Origin of the sequence: Metabacillus sp. 113a (assembly GCF_050107635.1) — a bacterium.
In the GTDB taxonomy this organism is placed as follows: domain Bacteria; phylum Bacillota; class Bacilli; order Bacillales; family Bacillaceae; genus Metabacillus_B.
Genome location: NZ_JBNILJ010000006.1, coordinates 55630 through 68582 on the forward strand (window position 1 = coordinate 55630; position 12953 = coordinate 68582).

A 12953-nucleotide genomic window follows, 5' to 3' on the forward strand; every position below is an offset into this window, starting at 1 on the left:
TCATCTTTCTTGCCTGAATCAGCAGGCTGGCGCAGGACAGGTTCTACCCTCCCAAAAAAGATTCATGCTGAAGAGGGATTCAGCTTGACAGAGCCTGTTATAAAGGCAGATGGCCTTTTAGATGGGATTAAGAAAACATGGGAGGAATCGGCATGTCAAAGGAAAATTCATTCGATATTGTATCCAAAGTCGAAATGCCTGAGGTTCAAAATGCTATAGCGGTTGCACTTAAAGAAATTCAAAACCGCTACGATTTTAAAGGAAGCAAAAGTGACATCAAGCTTGAAAAAGAAGAACTTGTCCTGATTTCAGATGATGACTACAAACTGGAACAGCTTAAGGACGTCCTCATCAGCAAACTAATCCGCCGTGAGGTTCCTGTAAAAAATATTCAGTACGGCAAAGTCGAGGGAGCATCCGGGGGTACTGTGCGCCAGCGCGGCAAGCTGGTTCAGGGAATCGATAAAGAAAACGCTAAACGCATCAATAACATCATCAAAAATTCCGGATTAAAAGTAAAATCCCAGGTGCAGGATGACCAGGTCCGTGTCACAGGAAAGAACCGCGATGACCTCCAGCAAGTGATTGCTGCCATCCGGCAAGCGGAGCTCCCAATTGATGTACAGTTTATTAATTACAGATAATCAAAGGACGGGACCGCTGTAAACGCGGTCTTTTTGTTATCCAAATGCAGCACAGATTAGAAGAAGCAGACAAAACATCCCCCGCAATGAACCATTCTTTTATTTTTCGAGTGCCTAAAGGGGCTGACGGAGTCTGTCTCATCCGTTTTCTCCTTTCACTTCTTTTTGCAGGAAAAATGTTAGGCTAACCCCTTGAATATTTTCGAAAAATTAGGTAAATTGGGAGTAATCGATTTTTAAATGAATATCGTTCTTATCAAGAGAAGCCGAGGGACTGGCCCGATGACGCTTCAGCAACCGGTCATGCAAGATTGCGTGCCAAGGTGCTAAATCCAGCTGAGCTGCCTGCTTGGAAGATAAGAAGAAGTCCGAATGTCAAAGCCTTCTTCTGCAGAAGGCTTTTTATTTTTCATTCTGCTGGATTCAAATGACTATTTCCGCTAAAGACAGCTAACGAAACTTATTTTTCAAGAGGAGGGGGATTCCCGCATGGGATTTCTAGATGATTTGCAAAATCAGATTTTAGTAGCAGATGGTGCGATGGGAACCCTTTTGTACTCCCATGGGATTGACCGGTGCTTTGAAGAACTGAATAGATCAAGTCCCGATCAGATCCGGGGAATCCATGAAGCCTATATAAAAGCCGGGGCACGCGTCATCCAGACGAACACATACGGAGGAAATCATATCAAGCTATCCCGATATGGTCTGGAGGATGATATCCGGACAATCAATTCACAGGCGGTCAAACTTGCGAGACAGGCTGCCGGCAGTCAGGCCTATGTGCTCGCAACGATGGGCGGGGTCCGCGCCTTCAAGAAAAGCTCACACACTCTGGAGGAGCTGAAGCGCAGCTTCCGTGAGCAGCTTTACGTTCTCCTGAATGAAGACATAGACGGGCTTTTGCTTGAGACGTTTTATGATTTGGAGGAGCTGAAGGCGGTTCTTGAGATTGCAAGAAAAGAAACCAATAAACCGGTTACCGCGAATGTTTCACTTCATGAAACGGGAGTTCTGCAGGATGGAACTTCGCTTGCAGACGGCTTAAAACAGCTTGAAGAGCTTGGTGCGGATGTGGTCGGACTTAATTGCCGGCTCGGTCCTTACCATATGCTTGAATCTCTTGAGGAGGTTCCCCTTCCAAAGCATGCGTTTCTTTCGGTATACCCGAACGGCAGTCTTCCTTCTGTAGAGGAAGGACGCCTTATTTATGAATCGGACGAAAACTATTTTGGTGACAGTGCCCTTGCGTTCCGAAGCCAGGGTGCCCGCCTGATCGGCGGCTGCTGCGGGACAACGCCCAAGCATGTGAAAGCCATGGCGGATGCCTTGAGAGGTCTCGATCCGATCAGCGAAAAATCAGTGAAGGCCCGGAAAACAATCATCGTGCAGGAGAGTCCAGAGCCGGAATACCCTCCGCTCCACAAAATCGTGCAGGAGCGCCGGTCCATCATTGTTGAGCTCGACCCTCCGAAAACACTTGGACTTGAGAAATTTTTTACCGGGGCTGAACAACTGAAGAAATCTGGAATAGACAGCATCACCCTGGCGGACAATTCCCTTGCTTCTCCGAGAATAAGTAACACAGCTGTCGGCACCCAGCTGAAGGAAAAGCACCATATGCGCCCTCTTATTCACATAACCTGCCGGGACCGGAATTTAATCGGACTGCAATCCCATTTGATGGGCCTGCACACTCTCGGACTTACAGATGTTCTTGCGATTACCGGAGACCCATCTAAGATCGGAGATTTTCCCGGAGCAACCTCCGTTTACGATCTGTCATCCTTTGACTTGATTTCACTGATTAAACAATTTAATGAAGGATTATCTTACTCCGGAAAGCCTTTAGGAGGAAAAACGAATTTTACTGTGGCTGGCGCGTTTAATCCCAATGTCCGCCATTTGAACAAGGCAGCTGAACGGCTTGAGAAAAAAATAGCGTGCGGGGCCGACTATTTCATATCCCAGCCAATCTATTCGGTCAAACAGATGGAGGAAGTTCATGACGCCGTAAGGCATCTTTCCGCACCGCTGTATATCGGCATAATGCCGCTGACGAGCAGCAGAAATGCGGAATTTATTCATCATGAAATACCCGGCATCAAGCTTTCAGACTCCATCCGTGAAAAAATGGCCGCTGCTGGAAACGATGCGGTCCAGGCTAAAAAGGAAGGCATTGCGATTGCAAAGGAATTGATCGACGCCGCCTTTGATCTTTTTAACGGCATCTACTTGATTACACCGTTTTTAAAGTTTGAATATTCGGCAGAGCTCGCCCAATACATTCATGAAAAAGAGAATCTGCGTTCAGAAAGGGAGTTTTCAAATGTCCAGCATACGTGAACAAATCACTAAAAGAATCCTTGTATTAGACGGAGCCATGGGGACGATGATTCAGAACGCAAACCTGACAGCCGATGATTTCGGAGGCGAGGCCCTTGAAGGCTGCAATGAATATTTGTCCCTTACAAAACCTGACCTTATCTCCCACATCCACGAAGCCTATCTAGAGGCCGGAGCCGATATCATTGAAACGAATACATTCGGCGCCACCAGTCTCGTGCTTGATGAGTATGAGCTCGGCCACCTTGCTTATGAAATCAATTTCAAAGGAGCTTTGCTTGCCAAAAAAGCCGCCGATAAATTTACTGCTGAAGACCACCCGCGTTATGTTGCCGGTTCAATGGGGCCGACGACAAAAACGCTATCCGTTACAGGCGGAACGACCTTTCAGCACTTGGTTTCCACCTATGAAGAACAGGCCCGTGGATTGATTGAAGGCGGATCCGATCTTCTTTTACTGGAGACGAGCCAGGATATGCTGAATGTCAAAGCAGGCTTTCTAGGCATAAAAGAGGCCTTCGCAAAAACCGGAAAGGAACTTCCATTAATGGTCTCCGGGACGATTGAGCCGATGGGTACGACTCTTGCAGGGCAGACCATTGATTCGTTTTATATATCACTGGAGCATATGAACCCCCTTTCAGTCGGATTGAATTGTGCTACAGGCCCTGAATTTATGACCGACCATATCCGGACGCTTTCAGAAATGGCGGGAACGGCCGTGAGCTGCTATCCGAATGCAGGACTGCCGGATGAAGAAGGAAATTACCATGAATCTCCGTCCACACTGGCAGCAAAAATCAGAGGGTTTGCAGAAAAAGGCTGGCTCAACATTGTCGGGGGCTGCTGCGGCACGACCCCGGCTCACATCAAAGCCCTTGCTGAAGCTATGCAGGATTTGTCTCCAAGAAAAATCAGCACCCCTCTTAGCCAGCATGCCGTTTCCGGAATTGAGCCACTCGTATACGATGATTCCATGCGGCCCCTTTTTGTCGGAGAGAGAACAAATGTAATTGGCTCACGAAAATTCAAACGGCTTATTGCTGAACAAAAATTTGAAGAAGCCGCCGAAATCGCCAGACTTCAAGTGAAAAACGGAGCCCACGTTATTGACATTTGCCTCGCTGATCCTGACCGGGAAGAAAACGAAGACATGGAGCAGTTTATTCAGGAAGTGTCCAAGAAGATCAAGGTTCCGCTCGTCATTGACTCGACGGACCATCTCGTGATTGAAACAGCATTGAAATATTCACAGGGAAAAGCCATTATTAATTCCATCAACTTAGAGGATGGCGAAGAGCGCTTTGAAGCGGTCCTGCCGCTCGTCAAAAAATACGGAGCCGCCCTGGTTGTCGGGACGATAGACGAAACAGGAATGGCTGTAACCGCGGAGTGTAAACTTGAAATCGCCAAGCGCTCCTGCGATCTTCTTGTAAACAAGCATGGACTGAAACCCTCTGATATTATTTTCGATCCGCTTGTCTTTCCTGTCGGCACGGGAGATGAGCAATATATAGGATCTGCAGCGGAAACCGTTAAAGGATTGGAGCTTATCAAAAAAGAATTGCCGGAATGCCTGACCATTCTTGGAGTCAGCAATGTATCTTTCGGGCTGCCGCCGGTCGGAAGAGAAATATTAAACGCTGTCTATTTATACCACTGTACAAAGGCAGGTTTGGATTACGCGATCGTCAATACAGAAAAACTTGAACGATTTGCGAGCATCCCGGCAGAAGAGGTCAAAATGGCGGAAGAACTGCTCTTCCACACGACCGATCAAAACCTTGCCGCATTCACCAATTTTTACAGAGAGAAGAAAAAAACCGTTAAAAAACCTGCTGAAACGCTGTCACTTGAAGAGCGTCTTGCCTCATACGTGGTGGAAGGGACAAAGGAAGGCCTCCTTCCTGATCTGGAAAAGGCTCTCGCCCAATACCCGGACCCCCTTGAAATTATTAACGGACCGCTTATGGAAGGGATGGCAGAGGTAGGCGTTCTGTTCAATGCCAATCAGCTGATTGTTGCGGAGGTTCTGCAAAGCGCAGAGGTCATGAAAACGGCCGTTTCGTTTCTCGAACCGCACATGGAAATAAAGGATGACAGCGGAAAAGGCAAAATCCTGCTGGCAACTGTAAAAGGGGATGTCCATGATATCGGAAAAAACCTCGTAGAAATCATTCTAAGCAACAATGGTTTCCGAGTCGTGGATCTCGGCATTAAAGTCACTCCCCAGGAAATTATCGAAGCAGTCCGTAAAGAAAAACCCGATGTCATCGGACTTTCCGGGCTCCTTGTTAAATCCGCCCAGCAAATGGTGCTTACCGCACAGGATTTGAAGCAGGCTGAAATCGAAACCCCAATCATGGTTGGAGGGGCTGCCCTGTCCCGTAAATTTACAGATTACAAAATCTCACCGGAATATATGGGAACCGTCCTTTACGCAAAGGATGCCATGGACGGACTGTCACTTGCCAACAGGCTTAGACAGGACCCAAGTCAGTTTGTCAAAAAAGCGATTCCGGAAGTCGTTCCAGCTGTAAAAGAGCCCTCCTCTGCAGTCATAACGCTTCTTGAAAAACGCAAGACGATCCGTGCTGCACCTCTGTTTAAACCGGCAGACTGTGACCGCCATGTCGTAAAGTCCATCAGCCTTGAGCACATCCTTCCTTACATCAATATGCAAATGCTTCTCGGGCACCATCTGGGAGTAAAGGGAAAGATCAAGGAACTGTATGCGAAGAAAGATGAAAAAACGCTCGCTTTAAAACAGCTGATTGAAGAGCTTTTAGTGCAGGGCAAGGAAGAGAACTGGTTTGAGCCGGCCTTTGTTTATCAATTTTTCCGGGCGCAAAGCGAAGGCAATAAGCTGCATATTTTCGATCAGGATCAGAACAACCCGATTGAAACGTTTGATTTCCCCCGGCAGGTGAAGCTTCCGAACCGATGCATTTCGGATTATGTACGGGAAGAAAGCGAAGGCGAAGATTATGTCTCTTTCTTCGCCGTTACGGCGGGACGGAATGTAAGGGAAGCAGCGAAGCAGTTTAAGGAACAGGGAGACTATTTAAAAAGTCATGCTGTGCAAGCATTGGCTCTGGAAATGGCGGAAGGGCTCGCAGAACGGACCCACCAGCTGATCCGCGACCGCTGGGGATTTCCTGATTCGCCTGATTTCACGATGGATCAGCGTTTTTCGGCCAAATATCAGGGTCAGCGATTCTCCTTTGGCTATCCAGCCTGCCCCGACCTCGATGATCAGGCGAAGCTGTTCAGACTAATCCGTCCTGAAACGATTGGAATCGAGCTAACAGACGGGTTCATGATGGAGCCTGAAGCATCTGTCTCAGCCATCGTCGTCTCCCACCCTGAAGCAAGATATTTTAATGTCATGTAAGAGGAACCGGCTCTATGCCGGTTCTTTCTTATGTTTTATTTTCCAATCTTGGGGAATCATCAAGTATGAGTAAATACTGAAATAGGTCAGGAGTGGAAAAAATGAGCGGACAAAACGAACAAAAACAAACGATGCCGGCTCAGGAACAACATGTACAGCCGGGACAGGAAACCCAAATGCATCCACAGCCAAAATTTGCGGGAGATTTTTATAAAGGGAGCGGCAAGCTGGATGGCAAAACCGCTATCATCACAGGCGGGGACAGCGGGATTGGACGTGCAGTAGCTGTATTCTTTGCCAGGGAAGGCGCTGACGTTACCGTTGCCTATCTGAACGAGCACAATGATGCACAGGAGACAAAGAGGCTGGTAGAGCACGAAGGCCGCAGCTGTCTTCTAATCGATGGAGACATTGGGGATGAAGGATTCTGCAAACAAGTCATCCGTGAAACCATCGTTAAATTCGGAAAACTGGACATCCTTGTCAACAATGCTGCCGAACAGCATCCGCAGGAAAATTTCGAAGATATCACAGCGGAGCAGCTTGAAAAGACCTTCAGAACCAATATCTTTTCAATGTTTCACCTGACAAAAGCCGCCCTTCCTCATCTAAAAGAAGGCAGCTCCATCATTAATACGACATCCATCACTGCTTATGCAGGAAGCCCGGGTCTGATCGATTATTCGGCTACAAAAGGAGCCATCACCTCCTTCACCCGTTCTCTTTCAGGATCCCTTGTCAAAAAAGGAATCCGCGTGAATGGAGTAGCACCCGGACCAATCTGGACCCCGCTGATCCCATCTACCTTCCCGGAAGAGAAAGTAGCTGAATTCGGAGCCGATACTCCAATGGGCCGGCCGGGGCAGCCGGAAGAACTTGCTGCAAGCTATGTCTATCTTGCAAGCCAGGATTCCAGCTATGTAACCGGACAGGTTCTGCATGTAAATGGCGGACGCGTAGTTAACGGATAAATAGAATGAATTGGAGCCTTCTGCTTTTACCAGCAGAAGGCTTTTTTTATGTAATGTTGACCAGGCACCGCAGAGTGCCTGACCCTCACTCTGATAAAGCACTAAAGCTCCGGCACCCTTTCTCCTAATCCTTGTGCCGCAACGGTTTGAGAGAGCATGCCTCTGACCCGCTCTGCGTTAAAGCAGCACGGGACTGGCACCGTGCCTGTCCCCACTTTCGCTAACAGGCTAAAGCTCTGGCACCTTCTCACCCAAGCCTTGGTGTACAAGGCTTGAAGATGTCAAGTCTCTGTCCCCCGTTCCTTTACAGCAGAAAAGCTCCGGCACCGGCGCCATATACCGGCTTGACCTGGCTGACACGTAAGTTTTACCGGGCAACTGCTATTTGGAAGCAGTGCCTCCGACCTTCACTCTGCTAAAGCGCTAAACCTCTGTCCCCATTTCATTGGAGCCTTGCCGCAAGAGGGAAAATACGGTCTCTGCTCCGTCCCCCATTTTGCAGAAAAAAGGGGACGGAGGCAGCCTCCGTCCCCCATTATGTCTACTGATTTTGCTCCGTCCCCCACCCTTCCAACCCATTGGGGGAGTAAGGAGCACAGCAATCTGCCTCCTCCCCCTGTCGCTTTACCGTGACGGGGGCCGGAGGAACTGGCGATGCACCGTTTCAAAAATAGGCATACACCTCTGGTGGACCGGAGGAACTGCTTCGAAAACCGGTTCAAATGAAGTTCCTATTTTACTGATAACCCTGTTTATTTCCACATAATAAGTTTCCGATCATATGGGATCTCATTTAGACTTTTGCATTGGTTTCAGCTCTATCGCTTAAGTTTCCATCCAAGATTTTTCCTTTTTCTAGTTGACCTCAGTGTGCATAGTGTATATATTATATATATACACTTGTGAAGGAGTTTTCCATGAAAGTACTGATCTCAAACAATTCCAAAACTCCAATTTACCAGCAGGTAATCGACCAGATGAAGCAGCTCATTTTGAGAGGCGAAATGAAGGAAGGAACCGCACTTCCTTCCATCAGACTGCTCGCGAAGGATCTGCAAATCAGCGTGATTACTTCAAAGCGTGCCTACGAGGAACTCGAGAAAGAAGGATTGATTTATTCCGTCGTTGGAAAGGGGTCTTTTGTGGCGGCTCAGACGGACACTTCTTTAAGGGAAAAAAGAATTAAAGCGATTGAAGAAAAGATGCGTGAAGTTGTGAAGGACGGGATGAACGAAAATTTGTCGGCAGACGACATGCAAGAGATGCTGCTGACTGTATACAGGGGGATGAAATAATGGAAAATGCAGTAGAATTCAGCCATGTATCAAAAGCATTTAAAGGATTTGCATTGAAGGATTTAAACTTCACAATTAAAAAAGGATATGTGACCGGCTTTATCGGGGCTAACGGTGCTGGAAAAAGCTCAACCATTAAGCTGATGATGAACCTCCTGCAAAAAGATTCCGGAGAAATTACTATGTTCGGGATGGAGCATGAAAAGAATGAGACGGCTATCAAAGAACGAATTGGCTTCGTTTATGATGACAATGTGTTTCATGAAGAATTGACGATTCAAGAGCTGAAAAAATTTATTGCACCCGCATATGGAAAGTGGGATGAAGAATCTTTTGTTAAATACGCAGATTTGTTTGAGCTACCCCAGAGAAAGAGGATTGGAAGGATGTCCAAGGGGATGAAGATGAAAACGTCTCTTATGTTTGCGTTATCCCATCATGCGGAGCTGATCATCATGGATGAACCGACATCGGGATTAGATCCTGTATTCCGAAGAGAGCTGCTTGATATTTTGTATGACATTATGGTGGATCAGGAGAGGACTATATTCTTCTCTACTCATATTACGACGGATCTTGACCGGATTGCAGATTTCCTCACCTTCATTCATAACGGCGAGATTGTTTTTAATGAAGAAATTCATTCCATTCTCTCAACCTATGGGGTTGTGAAAGGAGACCCGGATTCTCTCACTGAGGAAGTGAAAAGGGAACTTACCGGGTTAAAACGGACTAACTTTGGGTTTGAAGCATTGACGAAAAGCTCAGCGAAGGTGGCGGATCTGCTTGGCAAAGACGTCTTGATTGAAAAGCCAAGTCTTGAGGATATTATGTATTATACGAAAAGAGGCGAAGCACATGTATAACCTGATTTTAAAGGATGTCAAACTGCAAAAATGGCTGCATTTGTTTTACATAGCGATTGCCGTTTTCTATCTTTTAATGGAGAGCAGTCTTGCCGTTGTGATTGGAATAATTGGGATAAACTATGCGATCAACTGTCATTGGGGCGATCATAAAAAGAATGGGAACATGTTCTTGTTGAGCCTTCCTTATTCCAGAACCCAAATTATTCTATCTAAGTTTACAGGGACATTTTTGTTTACACTGATTACAGCTTTCGCCGCTGCAGGATTTCAAAGCATCTATTCATGGATAATGTCAGGAAATTTATATTTTGCTTCACCGGCAGAGATTCTAACAGGGATTCTGCTGGTCATGATCGGGGCTTCCTTTTATTTTCCGTTTTTTTATAAATTCGATAATAAATATTTGCTAGCAGCCTTCAGTTTTATTCTGGTTTTACTGATTTTCACAGGCTATAAGCTTATGGATTATGCAGGTGAGCAGGTGAGGGAGTTCTTTCAAACCATTGTAAAACTCTCTCAAACAGAGCAATTGCTGTATCTAGGGATCGCTGCAATTGGAATAACGGTACTTTCGTTTTTGCTCACTGTGCAAATTTATAAAAAGAGAGATTTTTAACAAAAAAATCCCGCTTTCTGCAGCGGGATTTTGTCTATTACGCTTCTTTGTATGTTATTTCTTCCTTAGCTCTGCAGGACTGGCGTTTGATAACTTTATGGGGAATGATGACTCGTTTTGCCGGTTCCATTGGGTATTCAATCATCTGAATAATGCTTCTTGCGGATTCGCATCCGAGCTGGAAGATATTAATGTCCACGGTCGTTAGAGGCGGCTGAGCAAGCTCCGCCATCATGATGTTGTTAAATGATACGACGGAAACATCCTCTGGTACCCGAATTCCCATTTTGAACAGCATTTTCAGAACACCGACCGCCATCAGATCATCCGCAACGACTAAAGCAGTTGGCGGTTCCTTTAAACCGAACAATTCGATTACCGCCTCTTGCCCGCCTTCTTTAAGGAATTCTTCATGGACAATGTATTCGTCTTGGTACGGCAACCCTGCATTTCGAACTGCTTTTTCGTATCCCAGCAGACGGTCGATGGTGACAACTAAATTCAAATCGCCGCCGACAAAAGCAATTTGCTTATGGCCAAGTTCAATTAAATGCTCGGTTACTTCTTTTGAAGCCCGGTAATTATCGTTATCTACATGAGTAATTTCATTGATGTTTTTGAATGGTTTCCCTACAATTACGAATGGAAACTGTTTTTTGCGAAGGAAGTGTGTCAATTTGTCATCAACACTTGAATAGAGCAGGACGACTCCATCTACCCGCTTGCCTTCCACCATGTGAACAACACCTTCATAAATTTCTTCATCGGTTTCCCCTGTAGACATATACAGTGCGTATTGTTTTTGATGGGCCGCTTTACTGATCCCCCGGATAACTTCCGGAAAAAAAGGGTTCTGAAACGCTTTATCCGCTGAGCTCGGCAGCACAATTCCAATAGCTTCTGTCGATTGATTTGCCAGACTTCTCGCAATGAAATTCGGATGATACCCTAAATTCTTCATGGCCTCCCGAACCCGTTCCTTCGTACGGTCACTAATGCGGGGGTTATTTGCGATGACCCTCGACACCGTAGAAGGTGCCACATTAGCCAATTTAGCCACGTCTTTAATTGTCGTCATACTCCCACTTCCTCTCCCACCACAATCCAATGTCTGTTAAAGTAACTGCTTACATTTTTCTGTTCCGGTCTATTGTTTATTTCCTTTTATATCATATTCGATCGTTATTAACAAAATCGTTATCAAATCCGCTTCCTTCTTTTTCCTGCAGAAAACAAAAAGCCTAAAAACAGGGCCGGTACGGATACGGTGGCTCCTATCAGCCCCCAATGAGGACCTGAAACCTCTTCCAGCTTATAGATTTCTGCCGTCTCACGATCCAGAACCAGCTCATATGAGTTGTTTTCTTCTTTTACCAGTCCGCCATTCAAGTACCCCCGTAATTCTCTTCCCGTTTGAAGATCGCCCGATGGAATCGTAGCCCCTGCCGTTTGATCCGTATTGTTAATGGCAACGACTACGGTTTCATCCTTATAGGTTCTTTTAAAAACCGTCATCCCGTTTTGATCGTACAGCTTCTCCATCTTTCCTTTTACCAGTGCTGTCTCATGGTCTCTTATGCGATTCAGCTTTGTTACGTAAGTGATTAGTTCTTTATCCGCCCGAAACTCCATCATTCTCCTGTTATCTGGATCTTCTGCTCCGTCAAGGGCAATTTCACTGCCATAATAAACAATAGGGATGCCCGGTGCAGTGAGCAGATAGGTGAGGCCGAGCTTCCACCTGATCCCAGGCGCCTCCTGATTCAGAAGGGCTTTTCTTGTAAACCGGATATTGTCATGATTATCTAAAAACGTCCCGAGCAAATAGGGCGACTCATAATAATGCTCGTTGCGATTCCAAACATCCATAAGCGGTCCGGCTGATTTCCCTGACTTGGAAAAGATTTCGGAGGCTTCTTCATAAAAAGGATAATCGACAAATGAGTCAATTCCCGTACTCTCATATTCTGCCAGGTATGCCGGGTCTTCTGACCAGACTTCCCCAATCAGGAAAAAATCCTTTTTCACTGATTTTACTTCTTTAGCGAACTCAGACCAGAAATCCTTTGGGACGTGCCGGACCGTATCCAGACGGTACCCGTCGATATCGGTCTCATTAATCCACCACTTTGCCGTATCGAGAAGGTATTCCCTCGCTTCGGGATGGTCTTGTTTTAGATCAGGCAGACCATAAAGCCAATTGTTTTCTAATTCATCCTGGTTCTCCCAATTGGTGATGTCTTTCTTTTCATGAAACCAGTCTTTTTTTTCAGGATCATTCAGCCACTCGTGCTGATATCCTGTATGATTGACAACAAAATCAAGGAGTACCTTCATATCCCGTTTGTGTGCTTCTTTAACGAGGTTTTTGAATTCCTCCAGCGTTCCGAAATGCTCTTCTGTTTTCCGGAAGTCAGAAATCCAATAGCCGTGGTAGCCCTGTCCCTCGTTTGCAAAGACAGGTGTCAGCCAAATAGCTGTGAACCCCATGTCCTTGATGTAATCGAGCTTTTTCGTTATTCCCTTGAAATCTCCTCCGTGATAAGCAGAGGGATTTGCCCGGTCTGCATCCAGATCATTTTTCGGATCTCCATTTGCAAACCGGTCCACCATCAAAAAATAAATCCGCTCATCCTGCCAGCCCGAACTTTCCTCTTCTGCTGCAGCTGCAGGAATGTACGGAACGAACAGAAACAGCAGGATGCATAATAGTAAACCGTGATTTTTCATACGATCTGCTTTCCCCTTTGTTTTTTCTCAACGTCTTTCAGCAGGAGCCCGGCCATTTGCCTCCTCTTCCTCAAAAAAAGGCCCGGGA

The 12953-nt window shown here is 46.2% G+C and carries 9 protein-coding genes and 1 riboswitch; of the genes, 7 read left to right on the plus strand and 2 right to left on the minus strand.

Annotated features, from left to right (window positions below):
* Window positions 1–152 precede the first annotated feature (152 nt).
* From ACQCVE_RS11470 to ACQCVE_RS11500, 7 genes are all read left to right on the plus strand, one after another.
* A complete protein-coding gene (locus tag ACQCVE_RS11470) occupies window positions 153–644 on the plus strand; it encodes a YajQ family cyclic di-GMP-binding protein (RefSeq protein ID WP_426862887.1) in 492 nt (163 codons plus the stop codon).
* Between the two features lie 250 nt (window positions 645–894).
* A riboswitch (SAM riboswitch) is annotated at window positions 895–1007 on the plus strand.
* 126 nt (window positions 1008–1133) lie between these two features.
* Window positions 1134–2990 carry a bifunctional homocysteine S-methyltransferase/methylenetetrahydrofolate reductase gene (locus tag ACQCVE_RS11475; protein WP_426862889.1) on the plus strand — a complete coding sequence of 619 codons (1857 nt, stop codon included), beginning with the start codon at window positions 1134–1136 and terminating at the stop codon, window positions 2988–2990.
* On the plus strand, window positions 2974–6384 hold the full coding sequence (metH, locus tag ACQCVE_RS11480; RefSeq protein ID WP_426862891.1) for a methionine synthase: 3411 nt from the start codon (window positions 2974–2976) through the stop codon (window positions 6382–6384). Before ACQCVE_RS11475 ends, metH begins: the two co-directional genes overlap by 17 nt.
* 101 nt (window positions 6385–6485) lie before the next feature.
* On the plus strand, window positions 6486–7355 hold the full coding sequence (locus ACQCVE_RS11485) for an SDR family oxidoreductase (protein WP_426862893.1): 870 nt from the start codon (window positions 6486–6488) through the stop codon (window positions 7353–7355).
* 917 nt (window positions 7356–8272) lie between these two features.
* On the plus strand, window positions 8273–8650 hold the full coding sequence (locus tag ACQCVE_RS11490; RefSeq protein WP_426845203.1) for a GntR family transcriptional regulator: 378 nt from the start codon (window positions 8273–8275) through the stop codon (window positions 8648–8650).
* The gene (locus tag ACQCVE_RS11495) at window positions 8650–9516 is read left to right on the plus strand and encodes an ABC transporter ATP-binding protein (RefSeq protein WP_426845201.1); all 867 of its coding nucleotides are present in this window, start codon (window positions 8650–8652) and stop codon (window positions 9514–9516) included. Before ACQCVE_RS11490 ends, ACQCVE_RS11495 begins: the two co-directional genes overlap by 1 nt.
* Entirely contained in the window at window positions 9509–10135 is a 627-nt protein-coding gene (locus ACQCVE_RS11500) for an ABC-2 transporter permease (RefSeq protein ID WP_426845199.1), read from the plus strand. Before ACQCVE_RS11495 ends, ACQCVE_RS11500 begins: the two co-directional genes overlap by 8 nt.
* Window positions 10136–10172: 37 nt before the next feature.
* On the opposite strand, the gene ACQCVE_RS11505 is transcribed toward ACQCVE_RS11500, so the two are convergent.
* Both ACQCVE_RS11505 and ACQCVE_RS11510 read right to left on the minus strand, forming a co-directional pair.
* Window positions 10173–11213 (minus strand): LacI family DNA-binding transcriptional regulator, encoded by a 1041-nt coding sequence (locus ACQCVE_RS11505; protein WP_426845197.1) that lies wholly within the window; start codon window positions 11211–11213, stop codon window positions 10173–10175.
* Between the two features lie 122 nt (window positions 11214–11335).
* Window positions 11336–12865 (minus strand): alpha-amylase family glycosyl hydrolase, encoded by a 1530-nt coding sequence (locus ACQCVE_RS11510; RefSeq protein WP_426862895.1) that lies wholly within the window; start codon window positions 12863–12865, stop codon window positions 11336–11338.
* Between the last annotated feature and the right edge of the window lie 88 nt (window positions 12866–12953).

Bases quoted from the DNA above. Each gene is read 5' to 3' on its own strand.
- ACQCVE_RS11495 (WP_426845201.1), top strand. From the start codon at position 8,650: ATGGAAAATGCAGTAGAATTCAGCCATGTATCAAAAGCATTTAAAGGA.
- ACQCVE_RS11510 (WP_426862895.1), bottom strand. From the start codon at position 12,865: ATGAAAAATCACGGTTTACTATTATGCATCCTGCTGTTTCTGTTCGTT.
- ACQCVE_RS11470 (WP_426862887.1), top strand. From the start codon at position 153: ATGTCAAAGGAAAATTCATTCGATATTGTATCCAAAGTCGAAATGCCT.
- ACQCVE_RS11490 (WP_426845203.1), top strand. From the start codon at position 8,273: ATGAAAGTACTGATCTCAAACAATTCCAAAACTCCAATTTACCAGCAG.
- metH (WP_426862891.1), top strand. From the start codon at position 2,974: ATGTCCAGCATACGTGAACAAATCACTAAAAGAATCCTTGTATTAGAC.
- ACQCVE_RS11505 (WP_426845197.1), bottom strand. From the start codon at position 11,213: ATGACGACAATTAAAGACGTGGCTAAATTGGCTAATGTGGCACCTTCT.
- ACQCVE_RS11475 (WP_426862889.1), top strand. From the start codon at position 1,134: ATGGGATTTCTAGATGATTTGCAAAATCAGATTTTAGTAGCAGATGGT.
- ACQCVE_RS11500 (WP_426845199.1), top strand. From the start codon at position 9,509: ATGTATAACCTGATTTTAAAGGATGTCAAACTGCAAAAATGGCTGCAT.
- ACQCVE_RS11485 (WP_426862893.1), top strand. From the start codon at position 6,486: ATGAGCGGACAAAACGAACAAAAACAAACGATGCCGGCTCAGGAACAA.